The organism is Streptomyces sp. NPDC047886 (genome assembly GCF_043204435.1).
GTDB lineage: Bacteria > Actinomycetota > Actinomycetes > Streptomycetales > Streptomycetaceae > Streptomyces.
In genome coordinates this window covers 145636-164315 of record NZ_JBIDCF010000011.1, presented here as the reverse complement: position 1 = coordinate 164315, position 18680 = coordinate 145636, and the positions used below count along the sequence as shown (strand labels likewise).

General features: G+C 72.7%; 13 protein-coding genes. 5 read left to right on the top strand and 8 right to left on the bottom strand.

Features of this window, described 5'->3' with window-relative positions:
* Positions 1-228: 228 nt before the first annotated feature.
* The 3 genes from ACGF5U_RS28470 to ACGF5U_RS28460 all read right to left on the bottom strand — a co-directional run bounded on the left by ACGF5U_RS28470 (position 229) and on the right by ACGF5U_RS28460 (position 4673).
* Complete coding sequence (locus ACGF5U_RS28470; protein WP_392716585.1) at positions 229-2088, bottom strand: alpha/beta hydrolase family protein; 1860 nt, start codon at positions 2086-2088, stop codon at positions 229-231.
* Positions 2085-3326 (bottom strand): MFS transporter, encoded by a 1242-nt coding sequence (locus ACGF5U_RS28465; RefSeq protein WP_392716583.1) that lies wholly within the window; start codon positions 3324-3326, stop codon positions 2085-2087. The genes ACGF5U_RS28470 and ACGF5U_RS28465 overlap by 4 nt, the downstream gene beginning before the upstream one ends.
* A 723-nt stretch (positions 3327-4049) precedes the next feature.
* Positions 4050-4673: a TetR/AcrR family transcriptional regulator gene (locus ACGF5U_RS28460; RefSeq protein WP_392716641.1), complete on the bottom strand. Its 624-nt coding sequence runs from the start codon at positions 4671-4673 to the stop codon at positions 4050-4052.
* A 447-nt stretch (positions 4674-5120) separates the two neighbouring features.
* Between ACGF5U_RS28460 and ACGF5U_RS28455 the strand changes: the two genes are divergently transcribed.
* A complete protein-coding gene (locus ACGF5U_RS28455; protein WP_392716581.1) occupies positions 5121-5921 on the top strand; it encodes a VOC family protein in 801 nt (266 codons plus the stop codon).
* A 182-nt stretch (positions 5922-6103) separates the two neighbouring features.
* Here the strand turns inward: ACGF5U_RS28455 and ACGF5U_RS28450 are convergent, their stop codons facing one another.
* Positions 6104-7225 carry an amidinotransferase gene (locus tag ACGF5U_RS28450; protein ID WP_392716579.1) on the bottom strand — a complete coding sequence of 374 codons (1122 nt, stop codon included), beginning with the start codon at positions 7223-7225 and terminating at the stop codon, positions 6104-6106.
* A gap of 449 nt (positions 7226-7674) precedes the next feature.
* Here ACGF5U_RS28450 and ACGF5U_RS28445 point away from each other — a divergent pair, with 449 nt between their 5' ends.
* Positions 7675-10686 carry an AAA family ATPase gene (locus ACGF5U_RS28445; RefSeq protein ID WP_392716577.1) on the top strand — a complete coding sequence of 1004 codons (3012 nt, stop codon included), beginning with the start codon at positions 7675-7677 and terminating at the stop codon, positions 10684-10686.
* A 486-nt stretch (positions 10687-11172) separates the two neighbouring features.
* On the opposite strand, the gene ACGF5U_RS28440 is transcribed toward ACGF5U_RS28445, so the two are convergent.
* On the bottom strand, positions 11173-12363 hold the full coding sequence (locus tag ACGF5U_RS28440) for a cytochrome P450 (protein ID WP_392716575.1): 1191 nt from the start codon (positions 12361-12363) through the stop codon (positions 11173-11175).
* Positions 12364-12716: 353 nt separating this feature from the next.
* Here ACGF5U_RS28440 and ACGF5U_RS28435 point away from each other — a divergent pair, with 353 nt between their 5' ends.
* On the top strand, positions 12717-13940 hold the full coding sequence (locus ACGF5U_RS28435) for a PP2C family protein-serine/threonine phosphatase (RefSeq protein ID WP_392716573.1): 1224 nt from the start codon (positions 12717-12719) through the stop codon (positions 13938-13940).
* Positions 13941-14006: 66 nt separating this feature from the next.
* Here ACGF5U_RS28435 and ACGF5U_RS28430 read toward each other — a convergent pair whose 3' ends face one another.
* Positions 14007-14435 (bottom strand): ATP-binding protein, encoded by a 429-nt coding sequence (locus ACGF5U_RS28430; RefSeq protein WP_392716571.1) that lies wholly within the window; start codon positions 14433-14435, stop codon positions 14007-14009.
* 142 nt (positions 14436-14577) lie between these two features.
* On the opposite strand from ACGF5U_RS28430, the gene ACGF5U_RS28425 reads away from it, so the two are divergent.
* Together ACGF5U_RS28425 and glpK are read left to right on the top strand one after the other, a co-directional pair.
* Complete coding sequence (locus ACGF5U_RS28425; RefSeq protein ID WP_392716569.1) at positions 14578-15345, top strand: IclR family transcriptional regulator; 768 nt, start codon at positions 14578-14580, stop codon at positions 15343-15345.
* Positions 15346-15385: 40 nt separating this feature from the next.
* A complete protein-coding gene (gene glpK, locus ACGF5U_RS28420; protein ID WP_392716567.1) occupies positions 15386-16900 on the top strand; it encodes a glycerol kinase GlpK in 1515 nt (504 codons plus the stop codon).
* A 42-nt stretch (positions 16901-16942) separates the two neighbouring features.
* Here the strand turns inward: glpK and ACGF5U_RS28415 are convergent, their stop codons facing one another.
* Both ACGF5U_RS28415 and ACGF5U_RS28410 read right to left on the bottom strand, forming a co-directional pair.
* On the bottom strand, positions 16943-17569 hold the full coding sequence (locus ACGF5U_RS28415) for an NAD(P)-dependent oxidoreductase (RefSeq protein WP_392716565.1): 627 nt from the start codon (positions 17567-17569) through the stop codon (positions 16943-16945).
* Positions 17570-17708: 139 nt separating this feature from the next.
* Entirely contained in the window at positions 17709-18665 is a 957-nt protein-coding gene (locus tag ACGF5U_RS28410; protein ID WP_392716563.1) for a sigma-70 family RNA polymerase sigma factor, read from the bottom strand.
* Positions 18666-18680: the final 15 nt, after the last annotated feature.

Below are 18680 nucleotides of genomic sequence, written 5' to 3'. Positions count from 1 at the left end.
CGGGGCGGGGGGGGGGGGGGGGGCGGGGGGGGGGGGGGGGGGTGGGGGGGGGGGGGGGCCGGGCGGCCGGGGGGGGCCCCCCCGGGGCGGCCCGGCGCCGGGAGTCAGTCCTCTTCCGCGTCCTCGGCGTTGCGGAACGGGATGGTGACGGTGATGCCGACGCCCGGCTTGCGGTTCTCCTCGTCACCCGCGAGCGGGTCGTTGTGGATGATGTCCTTCTGCATGGGCCTATCTCCTCTCCGTGGGCTGTGCGGTGGTGTGGTGCTCCCCGCTCCGGCCGGAACGGGGCGTCTGGGGGCGGGCCGCGGGGCGGCTGTCGGGCCCACCCGCGGGGCCGCGCGTGAGCCCGCGCGTGGTACCCCTCGTGGGGCCGCGCAGCTCCCGGTCCAGGAAGGCGACGGCGCGGCGCAGTACGGCGACGTGGTCGCCGCCGTCGTAGCCGTCGTGACCGGAGTCGAGCCACAGCGCCTCGTGCCGGACTCCGGCGGCGCGCAGCGCGGCGAGGTAGCCGCGGACCTGACCGGGCGGGCATTTGACGTCATGGGTGGCGGCGGCCACCAGCAGGGGTGCGCGGACGGCGGCGGCGTAGTGGATCGGTGAGCTGCGCGCGTACCGCTCCGGGACGTCGTCGGGCGTCCCGCCGAAGAGCCGTTCGTCCAGGGCGCGCAGGGCGGGGGTGGTCGTGCGGTGGGCGGCCACGCAGTCGGCGACGGGCTTGACGGCGATCCCCGCCTGCCACAGGTCCGGGCGGGTACCGAGAGCGAGCAGGACCAGATAGCCGCCCCAGGAGGTGCCCCACAGCCCCACGGCGTCGGACCGGATCAGCCGGCGGGCGGTGAGGTCGGCACGTACGGACACCAGGTCGTCGACCTGGGTGAGGCCGACACCCCGGCTGAAGGCCCGCCGCCAGCGGGGACCGTAACCGGTCGAGCCCCGGTAGTTGACGCGGGCGACGGCGAAACCGGAGGCGACCAGGGAGTGCACGACGCCGTCGTAGGCGTCGCGGTCGTGGTCGGCGGGTCCACCGTGGACGAGGAACACCGCCGGCACCGGGCCCGGGGTCCCGTCGGGAAGGCTCAGCAGGGTGTGCACGGGGCCGTCGGGGCCGGGGGTCCACAGGTCGCGGTGGTCGCCGGGAACCCGTTCGGCGACGGTGGGCAGCGGAGGCAGCGGGGTTCCCCGCGTGGAACGCAGGGCGGGCGGGTGGCCGGTGGCCGTCCAGAGGCAGTGCAGGTCGCCCCCGGGGCGGATGGCCGCGTCCAGCAGGGTTCCCGCCGGGGTGGGGACGGTGGTGAGCGTTCGTTCGGTCAGGCGGGCACGGTGCAGGATGGACCTGCCGCGGCGGTCCTGCCGGACCAGGACGGACCGGCCGTCGCCGACCCAGCGGGCGGTGATCTCGGTGTCGAAGGCGCACCAGTCGTGGGTGACGGCCCCGGTGGCCGGCCGCCAGCTCTCCAGGACGTAGCGGTCGTCGCGCTCGCGTACGAGAAGGAGTTCGTCGCCGTCCCCGGCGGGGGCGAAGCCCAGGGACCAGAGACGTCCTTCACCCCGGCCACCGGACAGGACGGCACGGACGGCTCCGTCACGGGTGAGGACGGTGACGGTGTCGGCGCCGGCGAGGGCGAGCAGGTGCCCCCCGGGCGTGATGCCGGTGAGCGTGGCGTGACCGTCGACGCGGGCCACCGCCCGTGCGGGGCCGCCGCGACGGCCGATGTGGACGGTGGTGGCGTGCCCGTCGCCGACGGCGACGGCGACGGTGGCGTGGTCGCCGACCGCGAGGCCCCGGGGGAGACCGGGCGGGACGTCCGTCAACCCGGGCAGGTCCGCGCCGCCGGTGAAGGGCTGGTACCGCCAGAGCCCGCGCCCGTGTGCGTCCTCGTCGAACCACCACACGTACGCGTCGTGGTCGATGGCGCCGTGCAGGGTGCCCAGCGGACGCCGGGTCACCTGCCGGGCGCGGCGCCGGGCGGCGTCCCAGGTGAACACCTCGCAACGGCCGCCGGCGTCCGCGGTGAAGACCATCCTGGTCGGGTCGGCGGCGCACACCTCCGGCAGGGCGGCCCGGTACACCTGGTAGCCGCCGGTCATCCGGCCACCGCCTCGGTGAGTGTGCCGCGCACCGAACGCCGGGAGGTGTGCGCCGCGAGCAGGGCCAGCGTCACACCGCAGACGAGGGCGGGCGCGGCCGGCGACACCCGGTCGGCGAGGGCGCCCGCGAGGACCGGTGCCAAGGCGGCGGCGCCCGTCGTCGCGGTGGCCAGGACCGCGCCGGTACGGGCCTGCAGCGCGGGCGCGGTGACCTGCAGGGCCCGCGCCTGGAGCACCACGGAGGCGAGCGGCATCAGCAGGCAGACCAGGCTGAACAGCACCCCGTACGCCCAGGGCCCCGCGGCCGTGGCGAGCGCGGCGGTGAGCGGCACGAGCAGCCAGGTCACGCCGGTCACCAGGTACGGGGCGCCGACCCGGCCCGCCACCCTCGGCGCGGCGAGCGCCCCGGCCAGGCCCGCGGCGCCCGAGACGGCGAGGACGACGCCGAGCAGGGCGCCGCCGTGGCCGCCGCGCTGGAGCGTGAAGACGGCCCCGTAGTACAGCGCCACGACGACGACGTTCACCGTGGCGCTCCACACCAGGACCAGGCGCAGCAGCGGCGACGAGCGCACGAGCCTCAGCCCGGCCGCGCTCTCCCGCAGCAGACCCCCGGCCCGCACAGGGGGTGTCGGCGTGGTGAGGTCCGCACGCATCGCCCGTACGCACACGGCGGTGACGACGTACGAGAGTGCGTCGGCGAGGAACGGCAGCGCACGCGCGGCCTGGTAGAGGACGCCGCCGAGCGCCGGACCGACGATCATCGCGCCCTGATCGGCGGCGGCCAGACGCGCGATCGCCCGGGGCTGCTCCCGGCCGGGGCAGACCAGAGCGACCGTACCGCGCGAGGCGGCGTCGAAGCAGGCGGTCGCGAACCGTTCGACCAGGACGGCGGTGAGGATCAGCGCCAGTGGTGGGGCGTCGGAGGCCAGGGCGAGCGTGACGCATCCCATGGCGAGCGCGGAGACGGTGGCCGACCCGATCATCACCCGCTTGCGCGCCCCCCGGTCCGCCGGAACGGCGACGAGCGGCGCCAGGAGAAGCCCGACGGCGGTGGAGGCACCGGCGATGAGGCCGACGACCTGGGGAGAGTTCCCGAGCCCGAGGAGCAGCAGCGGCAGAACGGCCCCCGACGCCTGAGTGCCGAGCCCGTCGGCGGCGTTGGCCCACCAGAAGAGCCTGAAGTCCCGTCGTTCCCGGCGGTGCTGGGACGGTGGTGCCGTTGACGCGGGCCGTTCCACGGAGCACCTCACCGATTTGGCGAAATCGTGCAGAAAGTGTGGGGAAAGCGAAACGAGCGGGATCCTAATCACGCTGGAAGACGCGCGACAAGGCCCCGTCCGGGGTGGCCGAATTCCTCTGGTGAGCCGCTCGACAGGACATGGTGGAGTGCGCGCGGAAATGGAGGGAGATCATTCCGGTGGCTGGAGGGGAAACGTTCCGTCCCTGCAGGCGAAACACGGAGAGGACACGAGCCCGGACGAAGGTTCAGGAGACGCCGGACAGAGGGGAGTGGCACCCCGCCCGGGACGCGGCGGCCGCTCCCACGGGACCGCTTTCGACCGAGAACATTCGCTGTCGCGCGAGGCGGTGACGGTTCGTCACGAGTGAGGGCCTGCCGTGCGCCGCACGCCTCCCGCCGCCGGTGTTCGGTCTGGAGGCGACCGGCGGGTGCGTACCAGGGCACGGCCGCCTCGACGGGACAGGCGAAGCCGGCGCGCAGCTGGCGCCTGGACGTGGTGACCCGGATCGCCCCGGTCGCCTCCGAGCTGATCGCACCACTCGTGCGCGCGGTTCGCGACGCACCTGTCGGGCGGGAGGCCCGCGCCGGCCGCCGCCTCGGCCACTCCCGCCCGCGCCGCCGGAGCGGCTCGCGGGCCGTTCCGGACCCGCTGCCGTCGGCCGGCGCGCGGGGCGCCGGGATGCGCTGCCGGGCGCCGGCCCCGGTCCCGGCGGCACTCGCGTCAGCTCGACGCGGGGACGGTCCCGACGGCGGCGGTGAGGAGGCCGTACACGTGGTCCGCCTCGGGGGTGAGGGTCGCCTCGATCTCGTCGTTCGTCCGGCCCGCCAGCGTGAGTTCCTGGATGCGGCGGAACAGCAGGCGGTCCGCCGCGGCGATCAGCGCGGCGGCGGCCCGGGGCGCGATGGCGGGGGAGCCCTCCGGCGCCGCCTCGGCCAGGGCTGCGGCGAGCGCCTCCTCGCGCCGCTCGTGGAGCTCGCGGAGGCGGGCGGTGAGGGTCGGACTGTCGGCGACCATGCGCGCGAAGACCGGACCGGTGAACCCGGCGACGGGGCTGTGTTCCACCAGCGTCGTACGGAACATGCGCCCCAGGGCGACGAGCGGGGGCTCCCCGGGAGCCCGCTCGGCGACGGCGCGGGCCAGGCTCGCGGTGAACGCCTCGTGGTGGTCGAGGGCCAGGTCCTCCTTGCGCGGGAAGTAGTTGGTGACGGTCTTCTTGGCGACGCGGGCGGCGGCCGCGATGTCGGCGATCGTCGTCGGCTCGAAGCCCTGGTCGATGAAGAGCCGGGTGGCGCAGTCGGAGATCAGCTGCCTGGTCTCCTGCTTCTTGGACTCACGGAGCCCCATCTCGGTACCCATGAGGAAATTTTACACCCGGCGCAAAAATACCCTTGCACCCCGCCCCGCCCTGGACTAAGTTTACGCCCGTCGCAAGTTTCGCCCAGACGAAGGATTCCCGCCTATGTCATCCCGTGCCCGTACGACCCGCCGCCCGAGTTCCCCGTCGTTCCCCCTCGCGGCGCTCGCCACCGCCCCGACGCCCCTCGCTTCGAGCCCCGCCGCCCCGACATCCATCACCCCGACCTCCCTCGCTTCGATCCCCATCGCTTCGAGCTCGAAGCCCAAGGCCGCCCGGCGCCCTGACCGCGACCCGCTCCCGCCGGCCCGCACGCGCGCTGTCCGCATCACGTACCGGGCGCCGCGCCGCACCTACTGACCCCGCCGGGCCCCAGGGCGCCCGCACCGCTCACCCGAACCCGCCGAACCCCACGCTCACCGAATCCTGGAGCTGCCTTGCAGGTCACCACTGCCACCCTGTCCCTCACCGTCGCCGACGTGGACGCCTCGCGTGACTTCTTCTGCACCCACCTCGGCTACCAGGTCGCCATGGCCGACGACGGCTTCGCGTCCCTGACCCGTGGCGACGCCGCCCACGACATCGTGCTGCTGCGGCGCGGCATGGAGGTCCTCCCGCCCGAACAGCGGGATCAGCGGGCCGCCGGCCTGATCGTCGCCTTCACCGTGACCGGCCTCGACGCCGAGGAGCGTCGGCTGCGCGAGGCGGGCGCGCCGATCACCATGCCCCTGCGCGAAGAGCCGTGGGGCGAGCGGCTCTTCCAGATGACCGACCCGAACGGCATCGTGGTCCAGCTCGTCGAATGGACCACCGGAACCCAGTCCGACGAGCCCCAGGACGCCCCGTCGTCCGAGCCGGAGGCCGTCGCGCCGGTGATCACTCCGACCGCCGAGAACATCACCCGGACGCCCAACGCCCGTATGACCGGCCTGGCCGCTCCCAGCCGGGGCAGCCGCGAACTCAGCACCTGGACGCTCGCCATGGACGCCGGGCAGACCGGTCCCGAGCACGCCGCGAGCCGCGAACAGGTGTGGACGGTGACCTCCGGAGCCCTGCACATCACCTGCGACGGCCACACCGAGAAGATCACCACCGGCCAGACCATCGTCCTCCCGCCGGACCTGCTCCGCCAGGTCCACGCCCCACAGCCGGCCGAAGCCCATGTCGCCATGCGCGCCGACGGTATGATCTCGGTCCCCGGCACGGACGGCACCCGCTCCCTGCCCTGGGCCGTGTAAGCCCCGGTCGAGACGCCCGCGCCGCACCCTGCCGAACGTCGGCAGGGCATCGGCTCCGCCGACTTCCACCATGACCACCCGGGTGCCGAACCGCCCGTTACCGGGCGCTGCGCCGTGCGCGCCTTCGGGAAACCGCCGCGCACACGCATCGGGATGTCCGGCACGGACGGCGGATGGACCGATCAGTCGGCATACGATTCGAGCGTGCCGCGACGCCGGACATCGAGCGTCGCGCAGTGGAACGAGCCGCCGAACGGCGCGTAGTGCAACAGGTCGCACGGGATCGGCTCGAACCCCCACTTCTCCAGGGCGCGCAGCATGCCCGTGTGGTGCCGGTCCGCGATCACCCTCTTGTCGTCGATCACGAGGATGTTCATGCTGAGCCACTTGCCGCACATCGAGGTGATCTTGAGCAGACGCTCGTCGATCACATGGGGCTCGGGGGCGATCAGGACGTCCCACGTGTCGAAGACGGCGGGCAGGCGGTCGACGTCGATGTACTCGGGATTGACCAGTACCTTGCCGGGCGCGAGCGGGAGCAGTGTCGTGTCGATATGCATGGGCGTGCGGCAGCGGCTCTCGATCTCGTGGATGCGATAGCCAGGCCCGAGATGGCGGCGCAACCAGTCGATGCCCATGCGGTTGGTGACGTTGCTCCGCGTGACGAACAGGTCGCGTCCCGCGCGGACGAAGTCCGCCGCATCGAACACCGGCTCGAACTCGGTGAGGATGTAGCGCATGGGCTCGCCGTCCTTCGGGATCCGGAAGTCCCCGTCGAACAGTTCGTCGGTGAGCTGCGGCTTCGGTGCCGCCGTCCAGCGCGCGCCGCGCCGGAAATAGTCCTTGAGGATCGCGCGATAGGAGTGGGTCTCGAAATATCGGCACGGCCAGGCCATCGGGGTCTCGATGATCTCGTCGCCGATCACGAGCAGGCTGTCACGCGGACAGGTGTTGCCGAAGCCGCGCGACGACCAGTCCGGGGTGCCGAAGCGTCGCTTGTGGTCGACCGCGTCCGGACGCCTGACAGTGACGCCGAGGGACTGCAGAAGAGTGACGAACTGATCGAGTTCCTGCTGCGCGGGCTCGATCAGCATGCGCGGAAACCTGTAGCCGGCGGCAAGTCCCTGCAACCGTGCAGCCCATGGTGGGATGTTGCAGGACACGACCGGGTGGTCGGAGGGGATCGTCGCGTCATCGAGACGCCCCACGATGATCTCTTCCAGCGGGTCCCACTCGTTGTGTGAACTGACCGGCGAAACGAGAGATTCCGCAGCGTTGTCCGTCGTATTCGATGGCGCCGACATCAGGCGAAGTCCACTGCCCGCACGCGGGCATCGCCGCCTGCCGCCCACGTCGGAATGCCGGACCTTTCCCTTACCGCCATGCTCAGCCGCCTTCCTCGCCCAATTCGGTAACTCAATGTATCCAATTCATTGCTCAAGGTGGAGCGACCTGGCGGAGCGACGTGTGCGCAGCGAGGTGGCGGGGGGGAGGTGGCGGGGCGACGTGGCGGAGCGGCCTGGCAGGGCGACCTGACGGGGCGCGCGAGGAGGCATCGCGTCCTTCCGACCGGTCGGTGATGTGACCCATGTTGTGCCTGTTACTGCTGTTGCTCGGCGTGCGCGCCTGGAACCTGGAGGCGGACCACGCTGTCGTAGGCGTCCTGTAGAACGTGTCGAGGGGGAACCGGTACGTTCCGAGGGAGTTCGTGGTGGTCGAGTCGTACGGAGTGTCTCCGGGGCGCGCGGAGAGAGTGCCGTTCGTCAGCAGGTCCGTGGAGCTCGGCCGGCTCGACGCGGTCCTGAAGCGTATGGACGGCGCTGGCCCGGCCGTTGTGGACATCACCGGGGGAGCGGGCATCGGCAAGAGCCGGCTGCTGGCGGAGTTCACCGCACTCGCCCGCCAACGGGGCGTCACCCTGCTGCGGGGACGGGCCACGGAGTACGAGCGGCACAGCCCCTTCCAGCCGTTCGCCGACGCCTTCGCCGACCTCGACCAGCGAGTGTTCAGGGTGTTCCCGTCACTCATGGAGCTCCCTCCGGTGCTGCGGGGCGGGACCGAGCCGACGGGCCAGCCGTGGGCCCGCGACCGGTTCGGCCTCTACCGGACGACCGCGGCGGTGCTGCGCCGGGTCCGTGCCGCCCGGCTCGTCGTCGTACTGGACGACATGCACTGGGCGGACCCGGGGTCGCTGGAACTGCTCGACCACCTCATACGGCACCCCGTATCGGGCCCGTTCCTCCTCGTCCTCGCACGCCGCGACCGCCAGGCGCCGATCACACTCGCCACGGCGCTCGCCCGTGGCGCCGACACCGGCGCGGTGCTGCGGATCGCCCTCGGCCCGCTGGGGGAGCGGGACTGCGTCGAGGAGTTGGCCCACGAGCTGCCACGGCAGCGGGCGGCAGAGATGTACGCGGCGAGCGAGGGCAACCCGCTGTACTTCCTCGCCCTGCTGCAGGCCCATCGCGAAGCCCGCCGGCCCGGGGACCGACCCGGGACGCCTCCCCAGGCACCGCCGCGCCGAGCGCCCCACGCGGTCCCGGACGGCCTGCCATCGGGACTGGGGGCCGTCCTGCTGGACGAACTGGCACCGCTGGACCCGCTGCAGCGCGGCACGGTCGAGGCGGTCGCCGTTCTCGGCGACCGTGCCACCGCGGACCTGGTCGCCGTCCTCACCGGCTCACCCGTGGCCGACGTCGTCGAGGCGCTACGCGAGGTGATGGGCCGCGACCTCGTCCGCCCCGACCAGGACGGGCGCCGCCTGACACTGCGTCACCCACTGATCCGCGCACTGGTCCACGAGAGCACCGACCCCTGGCGGCGCCAGGACTACCACCGCCGGGCGGCAGCCGAACTCGCACGGATGGGCGCCCCCCTCGCCGAGCAGGCGCACCACGTGGAGCGGTCGCTGACCGGCTGGGACCCGGAGGCGGCCGCCGTACTGACCGAGGCCGCCGAGCAGACCGCGGTGACAGCCCCGGCCACCTCGGCCCACTGGCTCCAGGTCGTCCTCCAGATCCTGCCCGACACCGCCGAACACCTCGACACCCGCCGTGAGTTGACACTGGCGCGGGCCGCCGCGCTCGGCACCACCGGGGCGCTGCGGGAGAGCCGGGACCTCTTCCATCAGGTGATCGACATGCCGTGCCGGGGCACGGCCGGAGAAACGGCCGGCCACACGGACGGCGACGCGGACGACGACGACACGCACGACCTCGTGAACGACGGCACGCACGACCTCGTGAACGACGACGCGCTCCGTATCTCCGCCGTCGTGCAGTGTGCCGTCATGGAACGCCAACTCGGGCGCTACGCCGAAGCCGACGCCCTGCTGCGCCGCGAGCTGGACCGGCGGCCCGGGCCGTCGCCGTCCCAGCGGATCGGCCTCGTCATCGAATGGAGCTGCCGCGCGCAGTTCGTGGCCCGCTTCCCGGAAGTCCGTGAGGAACTCGCCCGCACCCTGGAGAGCGCCCGCGACCTGGGCGACAGCCTCGGCGAGATGGGTGCCCTGACGCTGGCCGCCATCGGTGAGGCGTACGAGGGCGGCACCGCCGAGGCCCGCGCCCTCGCCCGGACCGCGGCGGGGCTGGCGGACGCGCTGACCGACACCGACCTCGCCGGGCTGTGCGAACCCCTGGTCAGACTGGGCTGGACGGAGGTGATGCTGGACGACTTCGCCGACGCCGAACGGCACACCGACCGCGGCGCGGACATAGCCCGCCGCACCGGCCGTCTCTACATGCTCTCCCAGCTCCTGCTGAGCAAGGCGTACGCCCACTTCCTGACCTGCCGCGTCACCACGGCCCTGGAGCTCGCCGACGAGGCCGCGACCATAGCGCGCGCCCTGGGCAGCGGGGAACTGCTCGGCTTCACCCTCGCGGTGCGGGCCCTCTTCCTCCAGCAGGGCAGCCCGCCGGGCGACCCGGGCGTACTGGCCGCCGCCGAAGAGGCCACGGCGGCGGTGGAGGGCACGGGGCGGAGCTGGTGGTCCACGCTGTCGCGGTCCCTGCTCGCCTTCGCGGCCATGGGCGCCGGCGACCCGCACCGCGCCAGGGACGTGCTCCTGGACGCGGGCGGTGGCAAGGATCTGTCCGGGCTGCAGCCCTCCCTGCTCCCCGAGTACCTGGAACTGCTCGTCGCCTCCTCGCTGGCCGTCGGCGACCTGGAAGAAGCGGAACACTGGGCCGAGCGCGCCCACAAGGAGGCCGAGCGCCTCGACCTGGGGACCCGGCGGTCGGCGGCGCTACGCGCCATGGGCCAGGTCGAGGCCCACCGGGGAAACCCGGCCGAGGCGGCACGTGTCTTCACGGAAGCCGCCCGGCAGAGCGCGCGGTCCGGCGCGACGCTCAGGGAGGTGCAGAGCCTGCTGCTCGGCGCCCCGCTGGCGAAGGCGGCCGGAGACGGCTCCCGGGCCGTCGACATGTGGCGCCGCGGGCGTCGCCTGGCCGAGGAGGGCGGGGCGCTGCTGCTGGTCGCCATGGCCGACCGGATCGGCCCGGCGGTGCTCGGCGGGCCGACGGGATCACCGGACCGGCCGGGCGACAAGCTGTCCCTGCTGACCTCCCGCGAGCGCGAGATCGCCGGCCTGGTCGCCGAGGGCCTCACCAACCAGGCCGTGGCCTCCCGGCTGTGCCTCAGCCCCCGCACCGTCGAGAGCCACATCGCCCGCGTCTACCGCAAGACCGGCGTCTCCTCCCGCGCGGCCCTGGCCACCCTGATGGCGCGCCGCGTCGGCACGAGCCCGGGCATGCCGCTGCTCCCGTGACGGGCGGCCGCGACGCACGCCGCCACGGCTCACGGGCGGCGTCGCGGCCGACGACGAACCGGCGCTGCGGCCGCGGCCCATCGCGGTCGGGTGGTCGCGGCCCACCGGGGCTGTGCGGTGGAGACCCGTGGGACATCGGCGGGCATCGGCCTTCATGGGGGCGGGCGGCGTGGGTACGCCCGGACACCTGGAGCCGGAGGGGACGACGACTGGGTGCCGTACCACACCATCGTGGACGGTGACCTCACCGTCGGCTGCGACCTGGACGGTACGGGGCGTCCGGTGGGACGCCGGTCAGGCGGCGAGCCAGTCGCGGTAGCGCGTCGTGCCGATGTGCGCGTCGTCCAGCACGGTGAGGGCGCGACCGGGTGTCCCGCCCGCACATCGGCGGCGGCCTGGCACCCCGCGCGGGGCCGTCGTGGTCGTCGAACCACCGCACGAGGTTGCCGCGGACCCCCGGATGGGCGGGGGCCGGGCGGCTCCCGGTCACACGTCCCAGGTGACCGGGAGGCTCTTCACCCCGTAGATGTCCGCGGTCTCCGGGCGCAGGCGGACCTCTTCAGCGGGTACGGCCAGGCGCAGCGCGGGGAAGCGGTCGACCAGCGCGCGGAACGCGACCTGCATCTCGACGCGGGCGAGCTGCTGACCCAGGCACTGGTGGATGCCGTGGCCGAAGGCGAGGTGCCCGCCGCTCTTCCTCCGGATGTCGAGCACATGGGGATCGGCGAAGCGCTCGGGGTCGTGGTTGGCGGTGTGGTACGACAGGACCACCGTCGTGCCGGCCTCGATGGTCTGGCTCCCCAGCTCGACGTCCACCAGCGCCGTCCTCATGAACGTCTTGGCGACGCTCAGATACCGCAGCAGCTCCTCCACGGCCGGGCCGACGAGCGCGGGATCGGCGCGCAGTGCGGCCAGTTGCGCCGGGTTCCGCAGCAGCGCGAAGGTGCCGAGCGACAGCATGTTCGCGGTGGTGTCGAACCCGGCCGCCAGCAGGATCAGGCTGATGCCCCGCAGCTCCTCATCGGTCAGATCGGTGGCGGTGAGTTCGCTGAGCACGTCGTCGGTGGGGTTCGCGCGCTTCGCGGCGACCAGCTCCGCCAGGTACGTCTGGGTCGCGGTGTAGGCCGCTATCAGCTCGTCGTCGCTCGTCTCCCCGCCCATGAACGTGTCGATCTGCTCCTGGAAGGAGCCCCGGTCCTGGTACGGCACTCCCAGCAGCTCACAGATGACGATGGTGGGAATGGGCTTGGCGAACGCGGTCACCAGGTCCGTAGGCGGCCCGGCCTCCTCCATGGCGTCCAGGCAGTCGGCGGTGATCTGCTCGACGCGCTCGGTGAGCAGCCGCATGCGCCGTACGGTGAACCTGCCCATCAGCGGTTCCCGGTAGCGCCTGTGCTGCGGGTCGTCCATGAGGAGGAACTCGCCGGGCGGCGCCGGAGGAACCTCGAAGTCGCCCACGTTCAGGAGTTCCTTGCGCGAGCTGAACCGCTGGTCGGCCAGGACCGACCTGACCAGGTCGTATCCGGTGATCAGCCAGCCGGGCCTTCCGCCGGGGTGGGTGTAGCGGCTGATGGGGCCGTGTCGGCGGGCGTCCACCAACTCGGCCGGCGGGTCGAAGGGGCAGCCGGAACGACGCGCCGTCGGCAGCGTCGTGACGGTGTGGAGCGATTCACTCATGACCATTCCTCGGCTCGCGATATGACGTGTTTAGCGACTCCCGAAAGCTACGTTGCACTGAGAATGAATGTCAATCGACCAGACCGTATTTAGGCAGGTGGGCCGCTGTAAATTGATGCAATGACTGAGCTTGAACGCAATGTATCGCGTTGCAATGGGTGGCGTTGAAGGCAATGCTGACGGCCTGCCGGGAGGACGGTCGGCCCGGCAGGACCGCCGACGGGTGGCTGCCGGGCTCGCCGACGCCCTCGTGTACGCCGGTCGGCTCCCGCGCACGGCACACCACATCGGGCGGCAGACGGCAAGGTCCGCCGCGGGTGGTATCCCTGGGGCCCACGAGGCAGGCTGTACGCATGCGGTCGCTCTTCCGCTCCGCGCAGCCACCGGCGACGGGCGGTCACAGCCGGGTCCTGTTCCGACTCGCGCAGTGGGTGCCTTTCGTGCTCATCCTGCTCGGGCTCGGGGTCGAGCTGTCACCCGTACACGCCGTGTACACCGGCCCGCTTCTCACCGCCATGCCGGCACTGGCCTCGCTCACGATGGGTCCCCGGGGGATCCTCGCGGCGGCGGCCGGGGCGCTGTCCGTGACCACGATCAGCGCCACCCTGCACGACTCGTGGGGGGAGGGGCAGGCCCTCAGCAACATCCTCGGCCTGCTCGTCGTCTCCGTCGCGAGTGTCACCACGAGCAACGCCGTGCGCAGCCGCAGACAGAGCGAGCTCGATCAGGTCCGCCGGATCGCGGTGGCGGCACAGGAGTCCATCCTGCGGCCCGTCCCCGCCCGGCTGGGGCCCGTACAGGCGGCCAGCATGTACCTCGCGGCCGAGACCGGTGCGCAGATCGGCGGTGACCTGTACGAGGCCGTGGCGACCCGCTACGGCGTCCGGATGATCGTGGGGGACGTCCGCGGCAAGGGGCTGCCCGCCGTGCGTGCGGCAGCGGCCGTACTGGGCGCGTTCCGGGAGGCTGTGCACTACGAGGACGACCTGGCGGAGGTCATGAACCACTGCGCGGCGGCATTCCGGCGGGAAGGCGCCGTGGCGCGCTCCGCCCGGCCGGGTGAGGAGGACGAGGGTCCGGGTCCGGGCGGCAGCTTCGTCGAGGACGAGGCGGAGAGCTTCGTCACCGCGTTGCTGGCCCAGGTGTCGGACGAACACGTCGTCCACGTGGTCAACCGGGGGCATCCGCCTCCGCTGCGGCTGCACCGGGGCACCGCTCGGGAGCTGATACCCGCAGGCCCCCTGCCACCCCTCGGCCTGGAGGACTTCATCACCTGGTCCCCATCCCAGGTCGGACGCTACGCGTTCGCACCCGGTGACCGTCTGTTGCTGCACACGGACGGCGTGAACGAGGCCCGCGACGCCGACGGCGGGTTCTTCCCCCTGCCCGAGGCCGCGGAATCGCTGCGCGACACCCGCACCCCGCAGGAGTTCCTGGAGGGGCTGCACCTGAAACTGCTCCGCCACACCGGGGGCCGGTTGGCGGACGACGTGGCGATGCTCGTCATCGACCGGCTCGGTGCGGAGACCCACGAACGAGGCGGGGCCGCGGCCGCCGACGCCGCCACGCCCGACTGACCGGCGGGGCCGACGCCGCCGGGGCCGTCGGCGGCGGACGGGGGCCACCAGGGCCGTCGGCTCACCTCACCGTACGACCACGTCCGCCCACCGACTGGTCCCGTCGGCGCGCTCGCGCACGCCGCACCTGGCCGACAGCGCCATGACGATGCCGATTCCCCGGCCGTGCTCGTCCGGGTCGAACCCGGAGGCCGGCCGGGCGGCCGGAGTCGCGGGGCCCGCGTCCGTCATCTCGACGCGTACGGCTTCGCGCCCGTCGACCAGGACCCGCGACAGCCGCAGCGTCGCGGGGGGCAGGGCGTGGGTGATGGCGTTGGTGAGCAGCTCCGAGGCGAGCAGGAGCACCTCGTCCGCGACGTCCGTGGACAGGCGCCAGTCGGTGAGGACCGCGCGTACGCGTCGACGCGCGACCGACGCGGCCTCGGGGACGTGCGGCAGCGGAAGGACGTACGTGACGTCTTCGGGAAGCGCCGAGCCGAGCTGCGTCACTGTCATGGGCCCTCCTCCTCCGGGAGCGCTGCCGGCGGGGGCCGGCCGTGAAGAAACGGTAAGGAGGCAGCGGTGGCCGGTCAATGAACAGTGGTCGGCATTACCGAACGGGAGTCTCGAATCGACGGTCCGGACTACGATCGTTCCTATGGTCGGCCCGGTCCAGTCCATCGAACGGGCGGCGGCGATCCTGCGTCTGCTCGCCACCGGTCCCCGCAGGCTGGGACTGGGCGAGGTGGCGTCTTCGCTCGGGCTGGCCAAGGGCACCGCCCACGGCATTCTGCGTACCCTGCAGCACGTGGACTTCGTGGAGCAGGACGCGGCCACCGGGAAGTACCAGCTCGGAGGGGCACTGCTCCATCTCGGAACCAGCTACCTCGACGTCAACGAGCTGCGGTCGCGCTCCATCAACTGGGCCGACGCCCTGGCCGCCCGCAGCGGGGAGGCCGTCCGCCTGGGCACCCCCCTGGAGGGACGGGTACTCGTCGTCCACCATGTGTTCCGCCCCGACGACACCCTCCAGACCCTCGACGTGGGCGCGCTGCTGCCGCTGCACGCCTCCTCGCTCGGCAAGGTCCTGCTGGCCTTCGGGACCGCACCCGTCGAGCCGTTGCTGAAGGCCGGACTGGAGGCGTACACCCGCCACACCCTGGTACTCCCCGAGGACCTCAACCGGACGCTCGGCGAGATCCGCGAGCTCGGCTGGGGCTCCGAAGTGCAGGAGATGAGCATGGGCGACGCCGGAATCGCCGCGCCGATCCGGGGGCACGGCGGCCTCGTGGTGGGCGCGATCGGCGTATCCGGCCCGGTCGAGCGGATCTGCGACACGGGAGGACGGCCCCGGCCGGCCCTGATCACCCTGCTCCGGGAGGCCGCACGGGCGATCTCCAGGGACCTGGGCGCGGCCCGCTGGTAGGCACCCGCTGCTCCGCCACAATCGGAAGGCAGGTCCGATCATGGTCGCTCGGTATGTGATGTCCATCGACCAGGGCACCACCTCCACGCGATGCATCCTGTTCGACCACCGCGGACGGCTGGTGTCGGTCGCCCAGCGAGAGCATCGCCAGTACTTCCCGCAGCCCGGGTGGGTCGAGCACGACGCCGTCGAGATCTGGCGCAACCTGCGGCGCGTGGTGCCCGAGGCGCTGTCCCACGCCGACGTGGACGCCGGGCAGATCGCCGCCGTCGGGATCGCCAACCAGCGGGAGACCACCGTGCTCTGGGACCGGCGGACCGGTGCCCCGCTGGGGAGGGCGATCGTCTGGCAGGACACCCGCACCGCTCCGCTCGTCGACGAGCTGAGGGACCGGCCCGGGGACGAGTTCTTCCTCGAACGCTGCTGCCTGCCTCCCTCGACCTACTTCTCCGCGCCCCGGATCCGCTGGCTGTTCGATCACATCGGCGGGCTGGAGCAGCGTGCCCGGGACGGCGAGGTGCTGTTCGGCACGGTGGAGAGCTGGCTGGTCTGGAACCTCACCGGTGGAACGGCCGGCGGCCTGCACATCACCGACGCGACCAACGCCAGCCGCACCATGCTCATCGACATGCGGACGCTGACCTGGGACGGCGAACTCATGGAGTTCTTCGGAGTCCCGCGCCAGATGCTGCCGGAGATCAGGCCGTCGGCCGACACCTACGGCGAAGCCCGCTCCGTGCTCCCAGGGGTCCCCATCACGGCCGCCCTCGGCGATCAGCAGGCGGCCCTGTTCGGGCAGACCTGCTTCTCGCCCGGCGAGGCCAAGTGCACCTACGGGACGGGCAGTTTCCTGCTGATGAACACCGGCACCGATGCCGTCCGCTCCCGCCACGGGCTCCTCACCACCGTCGCCTACAAGATCGGGCAGCAGCCCGCCGTCTACGCCCTGGAGGGGCCGATCGCCGTCACCGGCTCGCTCGTGCAGTGGTTCCGCGACCGACTGGGCCTGATCAGCAGCGCACCCGAGATCGAGACCCTGGCGCGCACCGTCGAGGACAACGGCGGCTGCTACATCGTCCCCGCGTTCTCCGGCCTGTTCGCACCCCGCTGGAGGAGCGACGCCCGTGGCGTCATCGTCGGCCTCACCTCGTACATCACCAAGGGCCATCTGGCGCGAGCCGTCCTGGAGGCCACCGGCTGGCAGACCCGGGAGGTCGTCGACGCCATGAACGCCGATTCCGCGCTCGCCCTGAAACAGCTCAAGGTGGACGGAGGCATGACGTCCGACAACCTGCTCATGCAGTTCCTCGCCGACGTGCTCGACGTTCCGGTGGTACGGCCCATGGTCGCCGAGACGGTCTCTCTCGGCGCCGCCTACGCCGCGGGCCTCGCGGCCGGCTACTGGCCCGACATGGAGGTCCTGCGCCGCAACTGGCATCGGGCCGCCCAGTGGCTGCCGGCCATGGACCCCGGACGGCGGGAGCGCGAGTACGACTGCTGGCGACGAGCCGTCGAGCGGTCCCTGGGATGGATCCAGCCGCCGAAGCGGTCCTGACACCCCGCTCCCCGGTGTCTGTGAAGGCGCCCCGCTGACCGCTCAGTCCGAGATCACGGCGGTGCGGTGGACCCACTCGGTTCCGTGTGCCGCCTGGTGCATGAAGGCGGCGACGTCGGCCCGGCTGATCGTCGGGTCGCCCCTCATCGGCAGCCGGTCGGCCGCGCGGTACGCACCCCTGGCCGGGCCGTGGGTCAGCCTCGTCGGGTAGACCAGGGTCCAGTCCAGCCCGCTGGAGCGGATGCGCTCGTCGGCGATCTCCTTGTTCGCGTAGAGGGACCGCAGGAGCGTGGCGTACTTCAGTTTCTGCGGCAGGCTCGACCACGGGAAGGTGTGGCCGACGCCGAAGGACGACAGCCACACCAGGCGGGATACGCCCGCTTCCCGCGCCGCGGCGATCACGGCCGCCGAAGAGCGGGTGAAGAAGTCGTCGGCGACCACAGAGCGGCCGCGGCCGAGGGCGGAGATGACGGCGTCCTGCCCGGCCGTGGCGGCGGAGACGTCGCGGGGCGATGTCGCGTCGCCGGTCGCCACGGTGACCTGGTCCGCCAGGTCGCCCAGCGCCGCCGGGTCACGGACGAAGGCGGTGACCTGATCGCCCGATCGGAGGGCCACGTCGACGACATGACGACCGGTCGGGCCGGTCGCACCGAGGATCAACAGCTTCATGACAGGGGCGCCTTTCGTCTACGGGGCCGGGCGGGGCCCGCGCCGGGCGAGGCCCAGCTGGGACAGGGATCCGGTGCCCGGGAGGGCCAGGACCACCGCCGCCGCGCGGGCGCCGCGCCCGCGCGCGGTCGGTTGCGGGTCACCACTGGCTGACGAGCGGAGAGTCCGGTTCGTACTGCCGCCAGGCGTCGGCGAGACGCGCGAGGCGGGTGGGGGCGGCGATGCCGCGCACCGTGGCGATCCTGCCGTCGGCGACGTCGAACGTCACGGCGCCGGCGACCCGGTCGCCGACCACGAAGAGGAGGGCGGGGGCGCCGTTGACGAGCGCGTAGTGAATGGCGGACGTGCCGCCGGCGAGTCGCTGTTTCGCGGCTGTGGGCTTGAAGCCGGCGCGTGCGACGGCGGCGATGCGCTCCGGAGTGTCGTACCGCAGCAGCGTCCTGGTGAGGCCGGCGCCGTCGGAGATCGCGGTCGCGTCGTCGGTGAGCAGCGCCACCAGCCGTTCGGTGCGGCCGGACGAGGCGGCGGCGAAGAACTCCTCGACGACCCTGCGGGCGGATGCCGGGTCGACCTCGCCGGCGCCGAGGCGGCGCGCGGCGGTGACGCGGTGCCGGGCCCGGTGGAGGTGTTGCTGGCTCGCGGACTCCGAGATGTCGAGGATCTCGGCGATCTCGGCATGGCTGTGCGAGAACGCTTCGCGCAGGACGTAGACGGCCCGCTCCAGGGGCGACAGGCGCTCCAGGAGGGTCAGCACGGCCAGGGAGACCGACTCGCGCTGCTCGAAGGTGTCGGCCGGGCCCAGCATCGGGTCGCCGTCGAGGAGCGGTTCGGGCAGCCAGGCGCCGACGGCGCGTTCGCGGCGGGCCCGTGCCGAGCGGAGCCGGTCGAGGCACAGGTTGGTGACGACCTTGGTCAGCCATGCCTCCGGCACCGTGATCCGCTGCCGGTCGGCGGCCTGCCAGTGCAGGAACGCGTCCTGCATGGCGTCTTCGGCGTCGGCGGCGGAGCCCAGCAGACGGTACGCCAGCGAGGCCAGCCGGTTCCGGCTGGCCTCGAACCGGCTGGTGTCGAAGCGATCGCTCGTGGTGTCGTCCACGCGGACCACCCTAGT

Coding starts and splice junctions, on each gene's coding strand:
- ACGF5U_RS28440 (WP_392716575.1), bottom strand. CDS start 12,363: ATGAGTGAATCGCTCCACACCGTCACGACGCTGCCGACGGCGCGTCGT.
- ACGF5U_RS28415 (WP_392716565.1), bottom strand. CDS start 17,569: ATGAAGCTGTTGATCCTCGGTGCGACCGGCCCGACCGGTCGTCATGTC.
- ACGF5U_RS28430 (WP_392716571.1), bottom strand. CDS start 14,435: ATGACAGTGACGCAGCTCGGCTCGGCGCTTCCCGAAGACGTCACGTAC.
- ACGF5U_RS28460 (WP_392716641.1), bottom strand. CDS start 4,673: ATGGGGCTCCGTGAGTCCAAGAAGCAGGAGACCAGGCAGCTGATCTCC.
- ACGF5U_RS28450 (WP_392716579.1), bottom strand. CDS start 7,225: ATGTCGGCGCCATCGAATACGACGGACAACGCTGCGGAATCTCTCGTT.
- ACGF5U_RS28435 (WP_392716573.1), top strand. CDS start 12,717: ATGCGGTCGCTCTTCCGCTCCGCGCAGCCACCGGCGACGGGCGGTCAC.
- glpK (WP_392716567.1), top strand. CDS start 15,386: ATGGTCGCTCGGTATGTGATGTCCATCGACCAGGGCACCACCTCCACG.
- ACGF5U_RS28470 (WP_392716585.1), bottom strand. CDS start 2,088: ATGACCGGCGGCTACCAGGTGTACCGGGCCGCCCTGCCGGAGGTGTGC.
- ACGF5U_RS28425 (WP_392716569.1), top strand. CDS start 14,578: ATGGTCGGCCCGGTCCAGTCCATCGAACGGGCGGCGGCGATCCTGCGT.